General features: G+C 68.9%; 24 protein-coding genes. 12 read left to right on the top strand and 12 right to left on the bottom strand.

From position 1 onward, the window contains the following. Positions 1 to 19 precede the first annotated feature (19 nt). The 5 genes from ACFSJG_RS04705 to typA form a co-directional block, all read right to left on the bottom strand. Complete coding sequence (locus tag ACFSJG_RS04705) at positions 20 to 175, bottom strand: hypothetical protein (protein WP_193749568.1); 156 nt, start codon at positions 173 to 175, stop codon at positions 20 to 22. An 81-nt stretch (positions 176 to 256) separates the two neighbouring features. After that, entirely contained in the window at positions 257 to 1,636 is a 1,380-nt protein-coding gene (locus tag ACFSJG_RS04700) for a glutamate decarboxylase (RefSeq protein WP_378484046.1), read from the bottom strand. A 90-nt stretch (positions 1,637 to 1,726) separates the two neighbouring features. Beyond that, on the bottom strand, positions 1,727 to 2,623 hold the full coding sequence (gene mshB, locus ACFSJG_RS04695) for an N-acetyl-1-D-myo-inositol-2-amino-2-deoxy-alpha-D-glucopyranoside deacetylase (RefSeq protein ID WP_378484045.1): 897 nt from the start codon (positions 2,621 to 2,623) through the stop codon (positions 1,727 to 1,729). Further along, positions 2,620 to 4,455 carry an ABC transporter family substrate-binding protein gene (locus ACFSJG_RS04690; protein WP_378484254.1) on the bottom strand — a complete coding sequence of 612 codons (1,836 nt, stop codon included), beginning with the start codon at positions 4,453 to 4,455 and terminating at the stop codon, positions 2,620 to 2,622. Before ACFSJG_RS04690 ends, mshB begins: the two co-directional genes overlap by 4 nt. A gap of 122 nt (positions 4,456 to 4,577) precedes the next feature. Continuing rightward, the gene (typA, locus tag ACFSJG_RS04685; RefSeq protein WP_378484044.1) at positions 4,578 to 6,473 is read right to left on the bottom strand and encodes a translational GTPase TypA; all 1,896 of its coding nucleotides are present in this window, start codon (positions 6,471 to 6,473) and stop codon (positions 4,578 to 4,580) included. Between the two features lie 305 nt (positions 6,474 to 6,778). On the opposite strand from typA, the gene ACFSJG_RS04680 reads away from it, so the two are divergent. Beyond that, positions 6,779 to 6,955 carry a hypothetical protein gene (locus ACFSJG_RS04680; RefSeq protein WP_378484043.1) on the top strand — a complete coding sequence of 59 codons (177 nt, stop codon included), beginning with the start codon at positions 6,779 to 6,781 and terminating at the stop codon, positions 6,953 to 6,955. 6 nt (positions 6,956 to 6,961) lie between these two features. Here ACFSJG_RS04680 and ACFSJG_RS04675 read toward each other — a convergent pair whose 3' ends face one another. Further along, positions 6,962 to 7,378, bottom strand: a complete 417-nt coding sequence (locus ACFSJG_RS04675) for a (deoxy)nucleoside triphosphate pyrophosphohydrolase (RefSeq protein WP_378484042.1) — start codon at positions 7,376 to 7,378, stop codon at positions 6,962 to 6,964. Positions 7,379 to 7,393: 15 nt separating this feature from the next. Here ACFSJG_RS04675 and ACFSJG_RS04670 point away from each other — a divergent pair, with 15 nt between their 5' ends. Then, a complete protein-coding gene (locus ACFSJG_RS04670) occupies positions 7,394 to 7,681 on the top strand; it encodes a 4a-hydroxytetrahydrobiopterin dehydratase (protein WP_378484041.1) in 288 nt (95 codons plus the stop codon). Here ACFSJG_RS04670 and ACFSJG_RS04665 read toward each other — a convergent pair. Further along, positions 7,626 to 8,975 carry a mannosyltransferase gene (locus ACFSJG_RS04665; RefSeq protein ID WP_378484253.1) on the bottom strand — a complete coding sequence of 450 codons (1,350 nt, stop codon included), beginning with the start codon at positions 8,973 to 8,975 and terminating at the stop codon, positions 7,626 to 7,628. The genes ACFSJG_RS04670 and ACFSJG_RS04665 overlap by 56 nt on opposite strands. A 329-nt stretch (positions 8,976 to 9,304) precedes the next feature. Between ACFSJG_RS04665 and ACFSJG_RS04660 the strand changes: the two genes are divergently transcribed. The 4 genes from ACFSJG_RS04660 to ACFSJG_RS04645 all read left to right on the top strand — a co-directional run bounded on the left by ACFSJG_RS04660 (position 9,305) and on the right by ACFSJG_RS04645 (position 11,801). Beyond that, positions 9,305 to 10,075 carry an Rv1157c family protein gene (locus ACFSJG_RS04660; protein WP_378484040.1) on the top strand — a complete coding sequence of 257 codons (771 nt, stop codon included), beginning with the start codon at positions 9,305 to 9,307 and terminating at the stop codon, positions 10,073 to 10,075. Positions 10,076 to 10,182: 107 nt separating this feature from the next. Next, positions 10,183 to 10,518: a hypothetical protein gene (locus ACFSJG_RS04655; RefSeq protein ID WP_378484039.1), complete on the top strand. Its 336-nt coding sequence runs from the start codon at positions 10,183 to 10,185 to the stop codon at positions 10,516 to 10,518. Positions 10,519 to 10,570: 52 nt separating this feature from the next. After that, complete coding sequence (locus ACFSJG_RS04650; RefSeq protein ID WP_378484038.1) at positions 10,571 to 11,104, top strand: nuclear transport factor 2 family protein; 534 nt, start codon at positions 10,571 to 10,573, stop codon at positions 11,102 to 11,104. Positions 11,105 to 11,306: 202 nt separating this feature from the next. Next, positions 11,307 to 11,801: a hypothetical protein gene (locus ACFSJG_RS04645; protein WP_378484037.1), complete on the top strand. Its 495-nt coding sequence runs from the start codon at positions 11,307 to 11,309 to the stop codon at positions 11,799 to 11,801. A 22-nt stretch (positions 11,802 to 11,823) separates the two neighbouring features. Here the strand turns inward: ACFSJG_RS04645 and ACFSJG_RS04640 are convergent, their stop codons facing one another. Then, the gene (locus ACFSJG_RS04640; protein ID WP_378484036.1) at positions 11,824 to 12,552 is read right to left on the bottom strand and encodes a DUF1906 domain-containing protein; all 729 of its coding nucleotides are present in this window, start codon (positions 12,550 to 12,552) and stop codon (positions 11,824 to 11,826) included. A gap of 233 nt (positions 12,553 to 12,785) precedes the next feature. Here ACFSJG_RS04640 and ACFSJG_RS04635 point away from each other — a divergent pair, with 233 nt between their 5' ends. Both ACFSJG_RS04635 and ACFSJG_RS04630 read left to right on the top strand, forming a co-directional pair. Beyond that, entirely contained in the window at positions 12,786 to 13,007 is a 222-nt protein-coding gene (locus ACFSJG_RS04635; protein WP_378484035.1) for a maltose regulon activator MalT, read from the top strand. 254 nt (positions 13,008 to 13,261) lie between these two features. Beyond that, on the top strand, positions 13,262 to 13,537 hold the full coding sequence (locus tag ACFSJG_RS04630) for a PLDc N-terminal domain-containing protein (RefSeq protein WP_378484034.1): 276 nt from the start codon (positions 13,262 to 13,264) through the stop codon (positions 13,535 to 13,537). Here the strand turns inward: ACFSJG_RS04630 and ACFSJG_RS04625 are convergent. After that, a complete protein-coding gene (locus ACFSJG_RS04625; RefSeq protein WP_378484033.1) occupies positions 13,524 to 14,255 on the bottom strand; it encodes a CPBP family intramembrane glutamic endopeptidase in 732 nt (243 codons plus the stop codon). The genes ACFSJG_RS04630 and ACFSJG_RS04625 overlap by 14 nt on opposite strands. Positions 14,256 to 14,379: 124 nt before the next feature. Here ACFSJG_RS04625 and ACFSJG_RS04620 point away from each other — a divergent pair, with 124 nt between their 5' ends. Continuing rightward, positions 14,380 to 16,077, top strand: a complete 1,698-nt coding sequence (locus ACFSJG_RS04620; RefSeq protein WP_378484032.1) for a fumarate hydratase — start codon at positions 14,380 to 14,382, stop codon at positions 16,075 to 16,077. 103 nt (positions 16,078 to 16,180) lie between these two features. Here the strand turns inward: ACFSJG_RS04620 and ACFSJG_RS04615 are convergent, their stop codons facing one another. Together ACFSJG_RS04615 and ACFSJG_RS04610 are read right to left on the bottom strand one after the other, a co-directional pair. Continuing rightward, positions 16,181 to 16,432, bottom strand: a complete 252-nt coding sequence (locus tag ACFSJG_RS04615; RefSeq protein WP_378484031.1) for a hypothetical protein — start codon at positions 16,430 to 16,432, stop codon at positions 16,181 to 16,183. A gap of 54 nt (positions 16,433 to 16,486) precedes the next feature. Then, on the bottom strand, positions 16,487 to 16,942 hold the full coding sequence (locus tag ACFSJG_RS04610; protein ID WP_378484030.1) for a carboxymuconolactone decarboxylase family protein: 456 nt from the start codon (positions 16,940 to 16,942) through the stop codon (positions 16,487 to 16,489). A gap of 74 nt (positions 16,943 to 17,016) precedes the next feature. Here ACFSJG_RS04610 and ACFSJG_RS04605 point away from each other — a divergent pair, with 74 nt between their 5' ends. The 3 genes from ACFSJG_RS04605 (at position 17,017) to ACFSJG_RS04595 (ending at position 19,527) form a co-directional block, all read left to right on the top strand. Further along, positions 17,017 to 17,919 carry a sigma-70 family RNA polymerase sigma factor gene (locus ACFSJG_RS04605; RefSeq protein WP_378484029.1) on the top strand — a complete coding sequence of 301 codons (903 nt, stop codon included), beginning with the start codon at positions 17,017 to 17,019 and terminating at the stop codon, positions 17,917 to 17,919. Between the two features lie 64 nt (positions 17,920 to 17,983). Beyond that, positions 17,984 to 18,367: a nuclear transport factor 2 family protein gene (locus ACFSJG_RS04600; protein ID WP_378484028.1), complete on the top strand. Its 384-nt coding sequence runs from the start codon at positions 17,984 to 17,986 to the stop codon at positions 18,365 to 18,367. 38 nt (positions 18,368 to 18,405) lie between these two features. Continuing rightward, positions 18,406 to 19,527, top strand: coding sequence for a winged helix DNA-binding domain-containing protein (locus ACFSJG_RS04595; protein WP_378484027.1), 1,122 nt, complete (start codon positions 18,406 to 18,408; stop codon positions 19,525 to 19,527). A 247-nt stretch (positions 19,528 to 19,774) separates the two neighbouring features. On the opposite strand, the gene ACFSJG_RS04590 is transcribed toward ACFSJG_RS04595, so the two are convergent. Then, complete coding sequence (locus ACFSJG_RS04590) at positions 19,775 to 21,112, bottom strand: WS/DGAT domain-containing protein (RefSeq protein WP_378484026.1); 1,338 nt, start codon at positions 21,110 to 21,112, stop codon at positions 19,775 to 19,777. Positions 21,113 to 21,118 lie beyond the last annotated feature (6 nt).

Raw genomic sequence — 21,118 nt, 5'->3', positions numbered from 1 at the left:
GATCGTAGGGGGACCTCGATCAGCCCACGGGCGGGTACCCGAGCATCGTCAGCAGATTCGACTGCATGTGGACGAATCCGTGTAGCGCATCCATGTACTGGTCGTGGTGCATCTGCGAGTAGGGCCGCAACGAGTCCACGAATGCGACGATCTGGTTCTGCACGCTCCAGTTCACCACCACACCTCACTTCCCCCGACCGAGCCGTCATGACGTACGCCACAGCCTAGCCATAACTGTGGCTCACGTCACACACACTCAGTGGTGGAACGAACTGCGACTCTCCTCGTGAGCCGTACCCGAGGTCAGTCGCTGCACAGCTTCCTCCAGGTCCGCCGCGAGCAGCGCGATCTTGTCCCGCGAGATGCCGTGCCGCACCAGCACCCGCTGGATCACGGTGTCGTCCCGGCTCGGCGGCAACGGGTACGACGGAACCTGCCAACCACGCATCCGCAGCTCGTCGCTCAGCGCGTACAGCGTGAATCCCGCCGACGCCGGGTCCTTCAGGGTGTACGAGACCGCGGGCAACCCGCCGGTGCCGTTGTAGAGGATGGTGAACGGGCCCATCGCCTCGATCCGGTCCGCGAGGTCGCGGGCAGTGTCGGCACACGACTGGTGGATCCGGCGGTAACCGTCGCGCCCCAACCGGAGCAGCAGATAGTACTGCGCGACGATCTCGCCACCCGGCCGGGAGAAGTTCAGCGCGAACGTCGGCATGTCGCCGCCGAGATAGCTGACCCGGAAGACCAGGTCCTCCGGGAGCAAGTCCGCGTTGCGCCACACCACCCAGCCCACGCCCAGCGGTGCGAGTCCGTACTTGTGCCCCGACGCGTTGATCGACGCGACCCGCTCGATCCGGAAGTCCCACTCCAGATCCGGTTGCAGGAAGGGGGCGACGAAACCGCCGCTCGCGCCGTCGACGTGCACCGGGATGTCCCAGCCGTGTTCGGCCTGGATCGCGTCGAGCTCCGCGGCGATCTCCGCGACCGGTTCGTAGTCGCAGGTGTAGGTGACGCCGAGGATCGCGACCACACCGATCGTGTTCTCGTCGACATAGTCTCGCAGCTGGTGCGGCTGCAAGCCGGTCGCACCCGCTTCCAGCGGAACCTGCCGGAGCTCGACGTCGAAGTAGCGGGCGAACTTCTCCCAGCACACCTGCACCGGACCGCACACCAGGTTCGGTCGGTCCGTCGGTTTGCCCTCGGCCCGGCGACGCTCCCGCCACCGCCACTTGAGGGCCAGTCCGCCGAGCATCGCGGCCTCACTGGAACCGGTCGTGGAGCAACCGACGGTCCCGTGCCCATCCGGCGAGTTCCACAGGTCCGCGAGCAGATGCACACAGCGAGACTCGATTTCGGCCGTCTGCGGATACTCGTCCTTGTCGATCATGTTCTTGTCCATGCACAGGTCCATCAGACGATGCACCTCGTCCTCGGACCACGTGGAACAGAACGTCGCGAGGTTCTGCGCGGAATTGCCGTCGAGAGCCAGTTCGTCCCGGATCAGGGCGAAGACGACCCGGGGGTCCGAGGCGTCGTCCGGCACCCGGTACTTGGGAAGCGCCGCCCCGCTCAGCGGTGTGGAGTAGATGTCTGTGACCGCGTCGTCCTCACGGCCCCGAACCTGGTGCAGCGCCATCGGTCGTCCCTTCGCACGTGTCATCACGAACTTCGGTCAACGGCGTCAGCCTAACCGGGACACCCGTGCGGTGCGGGGTGGTACGCGAAACTACGAGAACAGATCCCGTTCCCGACCGTCTTCGGCCACCGCGCCGAGCGCGCCGCGCACGAGGACGTAGTGCTCCTCCACGAGGATCGGCTGCACGATGTCGTTGGACAGCGCGTACTCGGTACCGCTCGGAGCGACCGTCACCTGTGTCGCATGTGCCTCGAACGCCGCGACCTTCGCCGCCAGGTGCCCACGCACATCGATCGTCGTCGTCACGTCGGAGTCCGGAACGCACGGAAGCTCACCGGGTTCCGGGAGCCGCCAGCTCTCCGGGTACTCGGTGATGCACTCCAGACCCGTGCTCAGCGACGTGGCCTCGGTGACCGTCCAGTACAGCTTCGCGACGTCCCACGGCTCACCCGCGTCACCGTCCGACGCGGCCGCCTCCACCGCTGCGGTCACGACCTCGTGGACGCGGATGTGATCGGGGTGCCCGTACCCACCCTGCGGGTCGTAGCAGACGACGACCTGGGGGCGACGCTGCCGGATCACCTCGACCAGGGCAGCGATCACCTCACCGGAGTCGGCGTTCACGAACGCCCGCGGATTCCGCGCGGCGGGCGTCCCTGCCATCCCCGAGTCCCGCCACCGTCCTGCGCCCCCGAGGAACAGTGGCGCGGACACCCCGAGGTGCCCGAGAGCCGCTGTCAGTTCCAGGACCCGGTATCCACCGAGCTGGTCGGCCTCGTCCGCGACGAGCCCCGCCCAGGTGTCGCCGATGACTTCGCCCTCCTCGCCGAGCGTGCACGTCACCACCGTCACCGCGACACCCGCCGCCGCGTACCGGGCGATGGTCCCACCGGTCGTCAGCGACTCGTCGTCGGGGTGCGCGTGCACCAGCAGCAGCCGCCGGGCCGGCTCTTCCGAATCGGCGGCGGCCACGTCGTTCGTCGTCATCCCTGATTCCTCGACCAGCTCGCGGCGTCCCCGAAGATGCCGACCTCGATCGCGCCGGACAGCGTCACACCGTCCACGTCGGGGCCCGCCGCGACCACCGTGGTGTCCTGCATGATCGGTAACACGGCCGCCAGCTCCCACAGTCGCGGCTCGGCCTGCGTCATGACCTGCCCGACGTCTCCGACGCCGCGCAGCGCGTCGTCCAGCCCCTGCTGCAGCCCTGGATCGCACAGACCCGAGATGTTGCTCGGCGCTTCGGGATTCGGCTCGTCCTCGGACTCGTCGTCGGCCTCTTCCGTGGTCGCGATCGGAGTCGGAGCCGGGTTACCGGTCACCTCCGGGGTCGGGACGCCTGTCGTCGCCGGCTCCGTGCCCTCGGGCGCCGCGGGCGATGTCGCCTCGGTCGGCGCCGTCACCTCCGGCAGGGGGCACCCGTACCGCGACACCAGTGCCGTGGCCGGGTCGGCGCCCGCGCGTGCCCAGCCGACGACCGCGTCGACCCGGCCCTCGACCAGCGCCTTCCCGTACAGTTCCTCGGCCCGCATGGTGGTGACGTCGACGAGTGCGCCCGCGCCACGCAACTGATCGGCTGCCGTGTTCGCGACCGCGATCGCCGTGTCGTCGCCGGTCGTCGCACCGATCGTCAGCGACAACTGCTCACCGTTGCGGACCAGACGTGGTGGGACCTCGTGCGTCTCGCCGTCGGCAGTGCCCTCCGCCTCGGGGGCCTCGAGAACCCAGCCCGCCTCGGCGAGCAGACGCATCGCGTTGTCGTGGCCGAGCGCAGGCGGTGCCGTCGGCACGTATCCGGGCGCGGACGGCGCCAGCACCTGCGCGCGGGCGACAGTTGCGTTCGCACCCGACGGCGAACCGACCGACGCGAGCAGGTCCGGGTCGAGCACGCCGGTGAGCGCGCGCCGCACCCGCTGGTCTCCCGCGACGTCGGTGCGACCGTTGAACGTCAACTCCAGCACCCGCGGCTGCGGAGTCGTGCCTGCCCGCACACCGGGAATCGCCGACAGTTGTTCCTGCAGGGAGCCGGCACCACGCACCTGCACGACCTGGGTGTCACCGGACCGCACGGAATCGCTGATCTGCGCGTTCGAGCCGCCGCGCCGCATCAGGATCTGATCGGGTGTCGCGGGCTCGCCCCAGAAGCGGTCGTTGCGTTCGAGCAGGATCTCGTCCCGCCCGCGGTCGACGCTCTTGATGTGGAAGTGTCCACCGGACACCGGGATGTTCTCGGCCAGTCCGCGAGCGAAGCCGCCCGGGGTGTCCTTGACCAGGTGCGACGGCAGCAGGTCGGTGAAGAGCTCACGCCACGCCGGGTACGGCGCGTCCATCGTGACGGTGACGGTCTTGCCGCCTGCCGACGACGCGACGTCGTCGATCAACGCGTAACCGGCCGGGTCGACGACACCGGGCTGGCTGATCATCTGCCGCCACAGGTAGCGGAAGTCCTCCGCGGCGATGGGCGCGCTGTCCGACCACTGGGCTTCGTTGCGCAGCTGGTAGGTGATCGTGAACGGCGCCTGCGAGGTCACGTCCGCGGACACCAGCAGCGACTCGTCCGGAACCCAGTTCGTCGCGCCCGCGACGGTGTCGCTCGGCACGGGACGGAAGGGGCTGGGCAGCACCATCGAGGTGACGGCCGCGTTGACCGGCGACTGGTCCGACAGCAGGTGCGGGTTGAAACCTTGTCCGATCTCGTCGATCCCGACGACGATCGTGTTCTTGGTGGGAACCGTGGTGGTGGGTTTCGGGCTGTCGGTGCTCTCCACCGGCGGGGGCGGATTCGCGGTGCATCCCGCAACGGCGAGTCCGGCGACCATCAGTGCCGCGATCGACAGAATCCCCCGCACCCACCAATTCCTTTCCTAATGCGGCTACGCCGCCTGTGCGCGTTTTCGGTAGCTCTGGCTACCGAAAACGCGCACAGGCGCGAGAGCGCACTTTACAGCGCGGCCTTGTCACGGGACTTCGCGCGCGACCGCTCGCGGGCGCGGTCGGTCTGCGACAGGTGCACCTTGCGCACGCGGACAGCCTCGGGGGTGACCTCGACGCACTCGTCACCGGCGCAGAACTCCATCGCGGCCTCGAGGGTCAACTCGATCGGCTTCGCGAGGGTCTCCGTGGCGTCGGCGGTCGCCGAGCGCATGTTGGTGAGCTTCTTCTCCTTGGTGACGTTGATGTCGAGGTCCTCGGCGCGCGGGTTGATGCCCACGACCATGCCCTCGTACGTGTCGGCACCCGGATCGACGAAGAACGTTCCACGATCGGCGAGCTGGATCATCGCGAACGGCGTCACCGAGCCGGAGCGGTCGGAGACCAGCGAGCCGGTGTGGCGGGCGCGGATCTCGCCGGCCCACGGGCCGTAGCCGTGCGACACGGCGTTGGCGATGCCGGTGCCACGGGTCTCGGTGAGGAAGTCGGTACGGAAACCGATCAAGCCACGGGACGGGACGATGAACTCCATACGGACCCAGCCGGTTCCGTGGTTGGTCATCTGCACCATCTTGCCCTTGCGGTTCGCGAGCAGCTGGGTGATCGCGCCGAGGTGCTCCTCGGGGGTGTCGATGGTCAGCTCCTCGAACGGCTCGTGCACCTTGCCGTCGACCTGACGGGTGACGACCTGCGGCTTGCCGACGGTCAGCTCGAAGCCCTCACGGCGCATCTGCTCGACGAGGATGGCCAGCGCCAGCTCACCACGGCCCTGCACCTCCCACGCGTCCGGGCGTCCGATGTCGAGGACGCGCAGCGACACGTTGCCGATCAGCTCGGAGTCGAGGCGCGACTTGACCATGCGGGCGGTCAGCTTGTGACCCTTGACGCGGCCGACGAGCGGCGAGGTGTTGGTGCCGATGACCACGGAGATCGCGGGCTCGTCGACGGTGATCGTCGGCAGCGCGACCGGGTTCTCGGCGTCGGCGAGGGTGTCGCCGATCATGATCTCGGGGATGCCCGCGACGGCGACGATGTCACCGGCGACGGCGAGCTCGCCGGGCTCACGGGTAACGCCAACCGTCTTGAGCAGCTCGGTGATCTTGACGGTCTTCACGCCGTCGGCGTGCATCCACGCGACCTGCTGGCCCTTGCGGAGCTGACCGTTGTGGATGCGGACCAGCGCGAGGCGGCCGAGGAAGTCGGACGCGTCGAGGTTGGTGACGTGCGCCTGCAGCGGTGCGTTCTCGTCGCCCTTGGGCTCCGGGACGTGCTTCATCAGGACGTCGAAGAGGACGTCGAGGTTCTCGGTGTCGGGCGCCTGGCCGTCCTCGGGACGGTTCAGCGACGCCTTGCCCTCACGGCCGGAGGCGTACAGGACGGGGAGGTCGAGCAGCGCCTCGGCGGCCTGCGCGGCGTCGTCGTCCAGGTCGGACGCGAGGTCGAGCAGCAGGTCCTGCGACTCGGCGACGACCTCCTCGATACGGGCGTCGGGACGGTCGGTCTTGTTCACCACGATGATGACCGGCAGCGACGCGGCGAGCGCCTTGCGGAGCACGAAGCGGGTCTGCGGGAGCGGGCCCTCGGACGCGTCGACGAGCAGGACGACACCGTCGACCATGGACAGGCCGCGCTCGACCTCGCCGCCGAAGTCGGCGTGGCCGGGGGTGTCGATCACGTTGATGACGGTGACCGTGCCGTCCTCGTTGTGGCGGTGCACCGCGGTGTTCTTCGCGAGGATCGTGATGCCCTTTTCGCGCTCCAGGTCACCGGAGTCCATGACGCGGTCGACGAGCTCGGCGCGCTCGGCGAAGGCGCCGGACTGCCGGAGCATCGCGTCGACGAGGGTGGTCTTGCCGTGGTCGACGTGCGCGACGATGGCGACATTGCGGAAGGTGGTGCTGGGCACGCTGTGCTCTCCTGGCTGTGGACGATTCCGCCACGCGAAACGGCAATCGCACGGCTCGGTTGGCCGCGTCGCGAATGCGAATCCGGGCAGCACAGAACGTCTGCGCAGGCATTGCGGCCAGTTGGATACTACCCGCCCAGGCCAATCGCTTCTAAATGTGCAACCGGGATCACTGTCGTGTGGTAGTCCCGCCGCGTCGTATCCGGCGACCGGACGAGGGCGTTGTCAACCCACGTGCGAGGTGGTCAACTGGGTCCCGACCCGCATCCGCGGGCACGCGACGGGCAGGAGGGGCCGCGCCGAGCATGGGCAAGGTCAAGGCGAAGAAGGTGTCGGGCCTCACACCGAAGAAGAAGTGCTGCCGCAGCAAGAAGCGGTGCCTGAAGTGTCCCGTCGTCATCATGCGGATGAAGAAGCTGGAGAACGCCGGGGTCACCGGCAAGGACCTCGAGAAGGGGCTGAAGAAGGCCCGCGCCGCCTGAGCTCGGCTACCCGCGGGCGAGGAGTTCGACCAGCGCAGGCAGCCAGGCTCGGTCGTTCGGCACGAGATCGACGTCCGCCAGTTCGGCGGCGTCGACCCACCGCACGGCGGCATGCTCGAGCGCGACCGGGACCCCCGACTTCAGTTCCACGACGTACGCCCGCAGCACCATCTCGTTCGGCAGCGGCACCTCGACGCCGACCCGAGCGCCGACGACGGTCTCGATGCCGAGCTCTTCGCGCAGTTCACGGCGCAGACCCTCGGCCGGCGTCTCACCTCGTTCGATCTTGCCGCCGGGCAGCTCCCACCGGCCGGCCAGCACCGGCGGGCTCACCCGTTGGGCGAGCAGCAGACGCCCGGAGTCCACGAGAGCGGCCGCGGCCACTTCCTGCCTGTCGTCCCTGTCGCTCGTACCCGTCCCCATGGGACCATCATGACCATGGCCGAGTTGCTGAGCGACGCCGAGGTCACCGACGCACTGACCGGGCTGCCCGAGTGGCGGCGCGAGGGCGCCATGATCGTCCGTACCGTCGAACTACCCACGTTTCCCGACGCGATCACCGTCGTCGACCGGGTCGCGGAGGTCGCCGAGGCGAGGAACCATCACCCCGACATCGACATCCGCTGGCGCACGCTCACGTTCCGGTGCTCCACCCACTCCGAGGGTGGAATCACCGATCTGGACGTGTCGCTGGCTCGGGAGATCGATCGCCTCGCCGCGAGCTGACCCTCCCGGCGTAGATCACCCACAGGAAGAAGGCCGCCGTGCCGAGCACGTCGACCGCGCCGAGCCACGCCAACAGGCCGGGCCGGGAGATCAGCCAGATCGAGTCCTGATGGAAGCTGAGCACCCACGGCACGCCGACCAGGATCGACGCCATCGACACGCCCGCGAGGATCTTCGATCCGAGTCTCTCGGACAGCGGGCCGTGCACCAGCCAGATCGCCATCGGGATCAGCCACACCCAGTGGTGTGACCACGAGATCGGCGAGAGCAGCAGTCCGAAGAGCTGGACGATCACCAGGGTTCCGAGCAGGTCGTCGCGGCCGAGTGACCGCCACGCGAACCAGGCGAGGGCTGCGGCGAGCACGACGGCGCAGATCCACACCGGGCCGGTGCCGACGTCGTGACCGGCGACGCGACTGATGGCACCGCGCAGGGACTGGTTCCACACCGAGCCGACCGGCCCGATCCGTGAGGCGTCGCCGAGCAACTGCTCGAAGTACGTGCGGGCCTCGCCACCGATCAGCAGGTAGCTGACCGCGACGGTGCCACCGAACGCGACCGCGGCGAACACCGCGTCCTTCCAGCGGCGCCGGAGGACGAAGTACAACCCGGTGACGGCCGGAGTGAGTTTGATGCCCGCCACGAATCCGACCATTCCACCCGCGATCCACCAGCGCGTCGAGCGCACCGCGACGATCGCGCCGAGCGCGAGGAAGACGTTGACCTGCCCGTAGTCGAGGGTGGTGCGGACCGGTTCGGTCCACATCCCGATCGCGGTCCAGACGAGGGCGATGGACGTCCAGCGCCGGTCGAGACCCCGGGTCCAGGGGGTCCGGGTGCCGTGCAGGAGCTCGATGCTCATCCGGATCAGCAGGTAGAGCGCAGCGATCGTCGCTAGCTGCCAGGCGATGCCGACCAGGCCGAAGGGCAGGTAGTGCAGCGGGTAGAACACGAGCGCCGCGAACGGCGGATAGGTGAACGGCAGCGGGAAGTCCGGCGTCTCCTCCGAGTAGGTGAAGTCGTAGAGGTTGCCGTGCCCGAGTGCCGCCGAGCCGTCGACGTACACGTGCAGGTCGACCAGGTTCATGCCGTTGGCGCTGAGCAGGGTCCACGCCATCCGCAGTGCGACCGAGACGAGAAGAAGCAGCGGCGCGAAACGCAGGACCCTGTCGATCCGTGTCCGGGTGCCGCTGTCCGCGGCGGCGTCGGGCGCCTGCGACGCGGGGGTCGTCTCGGACACTGTGCTCGTGTTCTCCAGTGGTGATGGTGTGTCTGCCGGCCGACCGGTCGAGATCGTCGGGCGATCCGACCGGTTTCGGTCGTCGGCGAGCCTACGGCAGAGACCGCTGTGCCCGGCGCCAGGCGGCCACCGCTCGTAACAGTTGCATCAACAACCACAGGAATCACACGCGTCACACGCTATGGTCGGGACGTCGGTCACGCCGAACCTACGGGTGAGTACACTTCCGCGGTGTTCGCCCCTCGCACATGTGAGACGGACAAACGCCAAACGCTGTACAACGCCAGAAGCCCTGCATAGAGTGACCCCTCGATACCGAGGGGCCTGCTGGGCCAGTCGTCGCCTTAGGGACGCCGACGTTTGACGACAAGGATGGGGACACCGTGCTTCGTACGCGAGCAACGCGCACATCGATCATTGCGCTGGCAATTGCCGCCGCCGCAGTCGCGCTACCCGTGAGCGCGTCCGCCGAGACCACGGTTCCGCAGATTCCGGAGGGCCTGGACATCAAGGCACTCGCCTCTCTCGCGCCCGCGATCGTCGGTGCCGCGGCCGGACCTGTCGACCTCGGTGCGACGGACATCGCGAGCCCGCAGGCAGACCTGCTCGCCCAGGCGAAGGCGCTGCTCGCGTCCTCGAACCTGCCGCCGGAGACCAAGGCGACGCTCAACCGCGTCATCACCTTCCTCGACGGCAGCGGCGGTGGCGGCCCCGAGCTGCCCCCGGAGAACGGCCCGGTCATCTCGCAGTTCCTGTACCCGACCATCGGCGAGGGCTGCATCGGCGGCACCTCCGATTCGATCGGCGCCGCCCTCGCGGTGCCCGGTCCCGCGCACCTGCCCCCGCCGGGACCGAAGGCCGGCGAGGCCGGATTCGTGTTCACCGCGCTGGGTACCAGCAAGGCCACCGAAAAGCAGCCGGTCCCGATGGTCGTCGACTGGGTCAACATCGACCACCCGAAGAACGGCCGCACCGAGCTGACCACCGCGTCGCGGATCAACCCGGACGGCCCGGCAACGCTGTCCGGCATCGCCGAGACCGGCCAGGGCCGCGTTCTCGCCGTCGTCTCCGGTGGGCTCACCACGGAGTCCGAGGGCGGCGCCGCCGTCACGTGCAGCTTCCTCCCGACGGTCGGGACCGTGTACGTCCCCTGATCGATCAACTCCACGAAGGCCCCCTCGCAGCAGCGAGGGGGCCTTCGTGCATCCCGGGAGGTTTCGACACGGGTCGTGGACCGCGCGGAACCGTGGTAGACCGAGGCATGGCCACTCCAAGGCGCTCCCTCAAGTCCGTCCGGTCCAGTCGGTCGATCCTGTCCATCCGATCCGAGGGTTCGATCCTGTCGATCGGGTCCGCCTATTCGATCCTCTCGATCGGCTCCGCCTTCTCTATCCTCTCGATAGGGTCGATCGGATCCGCCGGTTCCGCACTGTCCTCCGGTTCCTTCGGCAGCCTCGGTTCCGCGCTGTCGGGCCTGTCCCGGTGGTCGGTGCTGTCCTGGCGGGCCGACGGCGAGAGCCCCGGAGACCGGCCACTGCACGTGCTGGCGGAGGAACCGGAGCTGGCGGCGTCGCCGCTGTACCACACTCAAACCTGAACCGAATCCCGCGTCTTTCCAACGGGTTTCGGCCGACACCGATGGAGGACCCGTGACCCTGCCCGGCAACGACGCCACACTCGCCCCGACCGGAGACCGCTGGAGCAGGGCGGAATTGGAGCAGGCGTTCGCCGGCTACCAGCGCACGGTGGAGACCGCGAAGGAGACCGGCAACTGGGATCTGTTCGCGGAGATGTTCACCGAGGACGCGAACTACGTCGAGCACGCGTACGGCACGTTCGCCGGGCGCGAGGAGATCCGTCCGTGGATCAATCGCACGATGACGAGCTTCCCGGGCAGCCACATGACAGCGTTCCCGGCGCTCTGGTACACGATCGACGAGGACCGTGGCTGGGTGATCTGCGAGATCGACAACCCGATGTGCGATCCGGGCGACGGATCGAGCCACGCCGCGTCGAACCTGACGATCCTGCACTACGCGGGCGACGGCCTGTGGTCGTGCGAGGAGGACGTCTACAACCCGATGAAGTTCCTGACGATGGCCAAGAACTGGTGCCGTGCCGCCGAAGCCGCGGGCACCCTCCCCGACGAGGCGCGCCGGTGGCTCGCGAAGTTCGGCGGCTGACGGCGACCGATCAGACGCTCTGCTGCTCCCCTGCCGCGCCACTCGAGCCCGCGGAGATCTCCTCGTACAGGTTGGCGGCGACGGCGTAGACGAGATTGATGATGATGTCCATCGGTGTTGGGCTCCCTCTCGATTGTGAAACGTCTGCTCCGTACGTCGTACACATCCGCCTCATCCGTTACGGCCGGGCTACGCTCGGAACATGAAGCGCGCAGCAGCAGCACTGTTCACCGCGACCGCCGTCGCCCTCGCCGTCGCGGGGTGCACCTCCGACAGCGAGAGCAGCGACACCGTCACCACCACGGCGGGCCTCCTCGACCGCGCGTCGGACGCCGTGAGTTCGGCCGCCGACGCCGCTCAGGGGGCCATCTCGTCGGCGCAGTCGGCAGCCGAGGGGGTGAAGTCGTCCGCGCAGTCCGCGGCCGCCAACCTGACCAGCCGCGCGAGCGGTGCCGTCGACGCCGTGCAGGCGGGGACGTTCGTCGCGGCGTTCCGGGCCGGCTACTCCGACCTCGCCGAAGGCCGCGACGACGCCGCGATCGAGGACATCTACGCCGAGACCTGCGCCGCGATCGACGCGAACGTGGACGAGGCCACGGTGGTGTCGGAACTCCAGGTCCGCGCGGGCAACGGCGGCACCGAGGCAACGCCGCAGCAGGCGCAGCAGATCTACAACATCGCCAAGCCGCTCTGCTGAACGACAGCCGGCCGGTGGTCGCTCAGGCGAGCGACCACTGGCCGTAGTCGGCCTTGAGGATCGTGTTGCGGTCGATTCCGATCCCGTCGATGGACCGCTTGTCGATCTCGAACTGGTGCAGGTGCGCGGCGGGATGGACGTATCCGTCGGGTGTCCCCCAGTCGTGCTGCCAGAAGAACGATCCCGCCCCGACCGCGCGCAGGGCGTCGATGGTCCCGGAGTTCGCGTAGACGCCGGTGTTCTCGTGCCCGATCACCGACTCCCAGCCGAGAACGTAGGGCAGGACCTTCGCGACGATGTCCACACCGCTCGGGTTGTCGTCGATGGACGTGTAGATCGGGCGTCCCTCGGGTCCACCTGCCGCGCGGTGCAGTTCGAGCCCGCGGTTCGCGTGATCGACACCCGCCGCGAAGCCGCCGCGCCAGTCGGCGGTGGCTCCCTTGCCGAACTGGTAGCAGGAGACGACCTCCAGTCCGGCCGCTGTCAGCGCGGACGCCTCGTCGGCGCGTATCGGCTTGCCGAGCATCCATTCCGCGCCCGGCCTGCGGTCGGAGACGTAGCGGATGGCGCCGACGTGACCGGCGGCGCGGATCGCCTCGGCGGACGGCACCCCGCCGGAGTAGTCGACGAGAGTGCCGAGGGGGGCCGCGGACGCGGTGGCCCCGACGGCCGTGGCGCCCAGTGCCGCCGCGCCGAGCGCGGCCGAGCCCACTGCGGCGTACCGGAAGAGTTCACGACGGCTTACCTGCACTGGTTCCTCCGCTTCGTCGAGTCGCCCGGAGCTGGTGGCGCGCTGCTCCGACGGGCGCCGAACCGATCGAGTGAATTGCACCACAGCACAGTGGTGCACGCCAGCCACAGGGAGCTCGTCCCGTCTCTCCCGTCACCGGCTGCGAGGGTTCGGCGGTACGGATCGGCGGTAGGCTCGGAACGTATCCGAAGGGCAGCCGACCAGCACGACAACCTCCCCGAGGAGGGTGGGCCATGGCGAAGGAAGCGTGGTGGGTGATCGCACCCGAGAGCCCGTTCACATTCGAACAACGCCCCAACGGTGACCTCGTCGTCGCGAGCACCGAGGGAACCGAGGAGCACGTTCTCCACGGCTACGAGTGGATGCACATCGCCCCGGACGATCCCGCACACCGGATCAAGGTGCACGGCGAGGGACCGCCGCCGTTCGGCAGTTGGGTCCGATTCGAGGTGTGACGGCTCACCGCAGACCGCCCGGCGCAGGCGACTGTCCAACTCTTGACCGCCTGACCTCGGACAACTGTCCAAGTCGCGCGAATCTGAGGGTTCCATAAGTTCCGGCCGCGAAAGCCTGTCCGGACGCCCCTGTGGCACGTAGCCTCCCTGCGGGGGTCAACACGGGGGACTCGAGTCCCCCGTGTCGACGGGCGCTCGATCGCCCAACTACGGGGAGGACCGGAAACGTGCTGAAACAACTCACCCTCAGGCCGATGCTGGCCGCGGCAGTGATCGTGCCGCTCTGGGCGGGAACGCTCACGGACGCCGTCACGTGTCGGGACTGGGAGGTGCGAGCGCGGCGGCGGTGGATCGCGGCGATCGCGTTGCTGCCGCCGTTCGGCTCGGCGGCGTGGCTGGCATTCGGCCGCCCGCGCGGACCGGTCGCGATCCCCGATCAGCCGATGCACCCGTCGATGTACTGGGCGATGCAGCGCGAACTCGAGCGCGACATCGCCGCCTTCGAGAACGGCAGCTTCACGACAGGGTGACGTGCCAGACGAGTGCGGCCGCGAGCGCGCCCACTCCGTTGAGCGACCAGTGCAACGCGATGGGCGCGAGCAGGCTGCCGCTGCGGCGACGCAACCAGGTGAACGCGACGCCGGCGATCGCGGTCGCCACGACAGCGCCCGCGATGCCTGCGATCTGCCCGAACACTCCGCCACCAAGGATCCCGGTGAGGCCCTGGTTTCCGGTGGTCAGCCCGAGCGACGACGCGATGTGCCAGAAGCCGAACAGGAGTGATCCGGCGGCGAACACGCCGCGGGCGCCCCAGACGCGTTCGAGCGTTCCGTGCAGAACCCCCCGGAACGCCAGCTCCTCGGGGATCACCGTCTGCAGCGGGATGACGATCATCGACGCGATGAGCGCGCCGGACACCGTCGCGTACCGGTTGCTGAGGAAGAACTGGCGCGTCAGCGGGAGCGCGATGGCCACGGCGACCACCGTGAGGACCAGCGCAACCGCGCCGAGCGCGTAGAGGGTGCCGCGGCGCCAGTGGCGCGGCGACAGTCCGAGTTCGGCCCACCCGAGTCCCCGGCTCCACGCGAGTCCGAGGAGAACGGCCGCCGCGATCGGGACCGCGGCCATCGACGCCCACACCGTGGTGAAGTGCGCGATCAGGTTCGTGCACACCAGCACGGCGACCACGACCGCGACGTCGAGGTACGCGTGGAACCGCGGGCGGTGGACGGCGATCGTTTCAGGCACCCCGCCCAGTGTACGGACCCCACGATGAGGGAAGGGCCCGTATGATCCCCGGCTTCGTCACACTCACCGCGCAGGTTTAGCCTGGGTCCCGACCTTCACACCCCATGCCCAGGAGTAAACGACGATGGCCGACTTCCTCTACGAGGACCTGCTGCCGATCGGTGAGGACACCACCGAGTACCGGCTGCTGACCAGCGAGGGGGTGTCTACGGTCGAGGGGCCGGACGGGCGCACCTTCCTGAAGGTCGAGCCGGAGGCGCTGCGGCTGCTCACCGAGACGGCCCTGCACGACATCTCCCACTACCTGCGCAGCGATCACCTGACGCAGCTCGCGAGCATCCTGGACGACCCCGATGCGTCGAACAACGACAAGTTCGTCGCGCTCGATCTGCTGAAGAACGCGAACATCGCGGCCGCGGGCGTGCTGCCGATGTGCCAGGACACGGGCACGGCCATCGTCATGGGCAAGCGCGGACAGCAGGTGCTCACCCCCGGTGACGACGAGGAGTCGATCGCGCGCGGCGTGTACGACGCGTACACCCGGCTGAACCTGCGGTACTCGCAGAACGCTCCCATCACCATGTGGGAGGAGAAGAACACCGGCAACAACCTGCCCGCGCAGATCGAGCTGTACGCGGACACCGCGAAGGGCCACGAGAACTCCTACAAGTTCCTCTTCATGGCGAAGGGTGGCGGGTCGGCGAACAAGTCGTACCTGTACCAGGAGACGAAGGCGATCCTGAACCCCGACTCGATGATGCAGTTCCTCGAGGCCAAGATCCGCTCGCTCGGCACCGCGGCCTGCCCGCCCTACCACCTGGCGATCGTCGTGGGCGGCACGTCTGCGGAGTTCGCGCTGAAGACGGCGAAGTACGCGTCGGCGCATTACCTGGACGAGCTCCCGACCGAGGGCGCGATCACCGGCCGCGGATTCCGCGACCACGAGCTCGAGAAGAAGGTCTTCGAGCTCACCCAGAAGATCGGCATCGGCGCGCAGTTCGGCGGCAAGTACTTCTGCCACGACGTCCGCGTGATCCGGCTCCCCCGCCACGGCGCATCGCTGCCCGTCGCGATCGCCGTGTCCTGCTCCGCGGATCGCCAGGCCAAGGCCAAGATCACCCCGGAGGGCGTGTTCCTCGAGCAGCTCGAGTTCAACCCCGGCCGCTTCCTGCCGGAGGTCACCGACAGCCAGCTCGACGCCGAGACGTCCGGCGTCTCGGGCACCGGCAAGGGCGCCGCGGTGAAGATCGACCTGACCAAGCCGATGCCGGAGATCCTGGCCGAGCTGTCCAAGCACCCGGTCAAGACGCGGCTGTCGCTGACCGGCCCGCTGGTCGTCGCCCGCGACATCGCGCACGCGAAGATCAAGGAGCGCCTCGACGCAGGCGAGGAGATGCCGCAGTACCTGAAGGACCACCCGGTGTACTACGCCGGCCCGGCCAAGACCCCCGAGGGTCTGGCGTCCGGTTCGTTCGGCCCGACCACGGCCGGCCGCATGGACTCGTACGTCGAGCAGTTCCAGGCCGCGGGCGGATCGATGATCATGCTCGCGAAGGGCAACCGCTCCAAGCAGGTCACCGATGCCTGCAACTCGCACGGCGGCTTCTACCTCGGCTCGATCGGCGGCCCTGCAGCGCGCCTCGCCCTCGACTGCATCAAGAACGTCGAGATCGTCGAGTACGAGGAGCTCGGCATGGAGGCGGTCTGGAAGATCGACGTCGAGGACTTCCCGGCGTTCATCGTCGTCGACGACAAGGGCAACGACTTCTTCGCCCACACCGGCGAGGTCACCCTGACGGTGGGCAAGCGTCCCGGCCTCTGACACGAGAGCGCACCAGACAACGGCCCGGCGGGATCTCCCGCCGGGCCGTTGCCGTACCTCGAGTCGTTCACGGCAAGCGCCTGACCTCCAGCGTGATCAAGGGCTACACGATCGTCCGGGAGCCGTCCGGCGAAAGCCTGGCAAGGCGACCGTTCTCGTCCAACACGATGGACGTACTGCCGTCTGCGGCGCGATCGGCGGCATGGTTGCCCGTACGGAGTGATTCCGCGAGCCTGTCCGCGATGTCGGCATTGAACGCCACGCCTTCTTCGGAGGACAGCTCGTTCAGTGCGATTCGGCCGGCGAGCGCGACATCGACGCGCCGCCGGACCACCTCCTCCGCTGCATCTGCCACGGCACCTCCCGACGTTGTGGGATCACGTCGAACGTGACCACATGGCGCCACACCTCACCAGGACTGGCCCGCGGGCTGTTTTACCGTCGCGTTGAGCCGGTTCCACACGTTGATCAGCGCGATCTGCATGATCAGCGCGGCAAGCTGGGGTTCGTCGTAGTGGTCGGCCGCGTCGTCCCACACGTCGTCGGGGACCGCGTCGGGCCGGTCGGCGAGCCGGGTGACCGATTCGGTGAGCGCCAGAGCGGCCCTCTCGGCGTCGGTGAAGTGCGGGGACTCCCGCCACGCCCCGACCGCGAACACCTTCGTCGTGTCGAACCCGTCCGCGACGAGCTCCGCGGAGTGCATCTCCACGCACACGCTGCACCCGTTGACCTGGCTGGCCCGCAGGTGCACCAGATGGACGGTGCTCGCAGGCAGTCCCGTGTTCTCGGTGGTCCGTCCGACCGCCTGCAGCGCCGCCACGGCGCCGGGCAGCACGATCGCCGGGTTGTTCATCCGTGCCTTCATCTCGATCTCCTGTCACATCCGGTGTTCGGTGTCCGTCATTCCTCTGACGGATGAAGACGGGAGAATGTGACAGCGTGACGAACACCGAAGATCTGGCACGTCGGTTCGAGGAGCATCGCGACCACCTCCGGGCGGTGGGGTTCCGGATGCTCGGGTCGACGGCCGAGGCCGACGACGCAGTGCAGGAGACGTGGCTGCGTCTGAGCCGCTCCGACACGGACGACGTCGCGAACCTCGGCGGCTGGCTCACCACCGTGCTCAGCCGTGTCTGCCTGGACATGTTGCGGGCTCGCAGCGCCCGGCACGAGGTGCCCCTGGATGCGCCGGCGCTTCCGGAACCCGGCGAGACCTCGGATACAGGACCGGAAAGCGAAGCGCTGCTTGCCGATTCGATTGGTGTCGCACTTCTGGTCGTCCTCGACACCCTCGCGCCCGCGGAGCGTCTCGCGTTCGTGCTGCACGACCTGTTCGGCATGCCGTTCGACGACGTCGCCCGGGTCGTCGACCGCTCCCCCGCCGCGACACGGCAGCTCGCCAGCCGGGCCCGCCGGCGGGTCCAGGGCGGGTCGGCCGACACCGCCGACACCCGACGACGCGACCGTGTCGTCGAGGCGTTCCTCGCCGCCTCCCGGGAGGGCCGATTCGAGGACCTGCTGGATCTGCTCGATCCCGACGTCGTGCTGCGTGCGGACGCGGTGGCCGTCACCACCTCCGGTGCGGCCGCCGCACACGGCGCCCCGCCGCTCGCACCGGAGATGCACGGCGCCCTCGCCGTCGCGGCGACGTTCAGCGGTCGCGCGAAGGGGGCGCAGGTCGTGGTGGTCGACGGCGTGACCGGCGTCGCCTACGCGCCGGGTGGCCGTCCGCGCGCCGTATACACGTTCACGATCGTCGGGGACCGGATCGTCGCCGTCGATGCGGTCGCCGACCCCGGGACGATCGCCGACCTGGACGTCGTCCTCGGCTCCGGTGCGTGAGCGCCGTCGCGGTGCCACGATGAAGGGATGCGCCGGGCGGCGTGCTCCGACCGAAGGAGAACCAGTGAACCCCGAAGTGTCCGAATCCGACCCGTCGCTGTCGCCGAACAAGCGCGCGGTACTCGCCTACGTCGAGGGATTCCGCACCGGCGACCACAGCGCGATCCTCGACTTGCTCACCGACGACGTCACCTGGGAGATGCCGGGCGACTTCTCGATCACCGGCAAGGACGCCTTCGACAAGGAGATCGAGAACGAGGCGTTCACCGGCACCCCGACGCTGACGGTGATCCGGATGGTCGAGGAGGGTGACGTCGTCGTCCTCCTCGGGACGGTGGAGGCCCGGTTCGCGGACGGCGGCACCTTGAACGGCATCTTCAGCGACTACTTCCACTTCCGGGACGGCAGGATCCGCAGGATCGAGTCGTACCAGGTGGACAACCGCTGAGCGCCCCCGTGTCGGCGTCCGCACCTAGACTCGCGCCCATGCCGACCGAGGTGTCTCGCGATCAGGTGCTGGCCTTCCGCTGGCATGCCCATCAGTTGGATCGGGCTCCCGGTTCGGCGGCGGATGCCGCCGACTGCGATGTGCTCGACCTCGGTGTGCAGAACACCGGTCCGGACGGTGCGGCGTGGGCACTGCGGCTGCGCGGCGCCCCGCCCGCGCGGGGTGACGAACTGGCGCTCGCTTGGACCCTGCGGGGAGCGCCGCACTGCTACCGCCGGGTGGACCTGCGTCAGGTGGCGGTGGCGACGGCGCCGTTGTCCGAGGCGGATGCGGCGAAACGGATCTTCGACGCGAACCGTCCGCTGAAGGCCGCCGGCATCCCGACACTCGACGCGTTGCGCGCCGTCGCCGCCGAGATGCGCGACATCGTGCGGGAGCCGACGGTCAAGGGTGCGATGTCCACGGAACTCGCGGACCGGATGAGCGAGCCCTACCTCCGCTTCTGCAAGCCGTGCAACGCAATTCATTTGTACGAGATGCCCTTCCGACTCGCCGCCCTACAGGCGGGGCTCGAACTCCAACCGGACACCTCGCCGCCCGTACTCGAACGGATCCCCGGCTGGCGGGCGAAGCCGTACTCGCGGCCGGGCACGGATGCGGACCCACGTTTCGACGTGATCCGCGGGTACCTGAGGTTCTTCGGGCCCAGCGAACCGAAGGCGCTGGCCGCGTACATCGATGCACCGGTCAAGGACGTCAAGGCACACTGGCCGGAGGATGCCGTCGACGTCACCGTCGACGGCGCGACACGATCGATCCTCGCCGACGATCTCGGGGCACTGCTGGAATCCCCCCGCGACGGCTCGGTGCGGCTGCTCGGCCCGTTCGACCCGTACCTCCAGCTCAAGGACCGCGAACTCCTCGTCCCGGACGAGGCGGGACGCAAGGCCCTGTGGCCGACGCTCGGCAGGCCCGGGGCGGTGGCTGTCGGCGGAGAACTGGTCGGACAGTGGCGTCCCCGGACCACGGGGAAGAAGCTGGCGATCGAGCTGACGCCGTGGCAATCGATATCGAAGGCCGTCCACGCCGCAGTCGAGGATCAGGCCGAGGCGCTCGCCGAGTTCCGCGGGGTCGGGTTCGCCGGCCTGCGAACGCCGTGAGGCCCGGCGGAGCGTGTGCTCCACCGGGCCTCACGAGGTTCGTGTACTCGGTCTCCCGCGCTACGGACCGACGGCCAGCAGGCTCGCCAGTTCGGCCGCGGCCTCGTCGCCGACGTAGGGCTTCAGTGCGTCGAAGATGTAGGTCGACATGGGTGACTCCGTTCGTCGTTGCGCCGGCACCGGTTCTCGGCACCACCACGGCCACCGTAGCGGCGCATTCGAAGCGTTGCCACGACCTCAGCCCGGATCACGGGCTGCCCGACGACGAGTTCGCGGCGCTGACCTGGCGGACGGCGTCTCGGAGAAATTCTTCGTACCGGTCCGTGTCGGGCACGACCGCGGGTGAGGTGGCAACCGAGATCGTGACCCGGTCACCGATGCCGTGCACACCGTGGGTGAGCCCCATGAAGGCGGACAGCGCGGGGAATCCGGCGGTGAACCGGACCGCGCCGCCGCCGAGGGCCAGGTCGGCGGGGCCGCGGTCCACGCTGGAGACCACGGTGTTCCCCGTGACCTCGTCCGGGACTGCGGTGAAGTCGAACTGGTCGATCCCACGGCGCAGCAGTGGCGCAGGCACCGCCGCCGTCGCCCGTTCCTCGACCGCTCTCGACGGGTGGTCGGCGCGGAGTCGCTGTGCCCGCAAGGAGGCCGCGATCGTCAGTGCCCGCTGTCGGAGATCGGCGATCTCCGGGTGCAGGTCGACGGTGACGTTGCAGAAGTGGTTGCGTGCGGCCGATCGACCCGACCGCGCCACCGTGACCTCCGCGGCCGCACCGTGTTCGGCGACCGCCTCCGCGGCGTACCGGGACAGAGCCACCGAGACGGCGGTGAGCACCCCCACCGTGACGGTGACCCCCGGTCCGCGCAGATCCGCGGAGGGAACGACCACCGTCCGAATCTCACGTCGCCAGTCGGGAGTGCCGTTCGTGACCAGTGTGCTTCTACTGGAAGGCTTCTCCGGGATGACGCCGGATTCGGTGTCGAGATTCCGCTGCCGGTGCGCGAGGTAGGCCGGACGCATTCGGAGCACCAGCCGCGCGAGGTTCACCGGAATCTCACCGAGCGCCACGGCAGTTGCGAGGGCGGGCCGCCACCGACCGACCGTCGGAGACGGCGGCAGCGGGGTGTCCGTGAACAGGAGTCGGGCGATCTCCGCGGTCCGGCGCCCGTCACCGAGCGCGTGCGCCACCTGGAGCACGGCGACGACGGCGTCGCCTCTCCCCTCCGGCGCTTCGGACACCGGGCCGAAAAGATGCAAACGCCAAGGCGATTCGGTCGGATCGAGGGAATCGGTCAGCAGTCCGGCGACGTCGCCGCGGCACTGCTCCCAGGAACGCGGCCCGTCGTGCACCACGACCAGAGACGGGTCGGGCTCCATCGGCGTCCACCACGGGACGTCGAGCCGGAACGGGACCTCCCGAATCTGTAGGCAGAGATCAGGGATCTGCCTCGCCCGCACCAGCAGTGAGGCAGCGAGCCGGTCCAGAGGCTCCGCCGCGTCGAAGCAGTACAGCAGGAACTGGTCCGTCGGAATGCGGCGGGAGATCCAGTACGACTGCGCATCGGGGAAGGTCATCCGCGGCATTCCGGC

It is taken from the genome of Rhodococcus gannanensis (genome assembly GCF_042681175.1).
GTDB lineage: Bacteria > Actinomycetota > Actinomycetes > Mycobacteriales > Mycobacteriaceae > Rhodococcus_G > Rhodococcus_G gannanensis.
The sequence above is the reverse complement of the archived record's forward strand: the minus strand, read 5'-3'. Positions and strand labels throughout refer to the sequence as shown.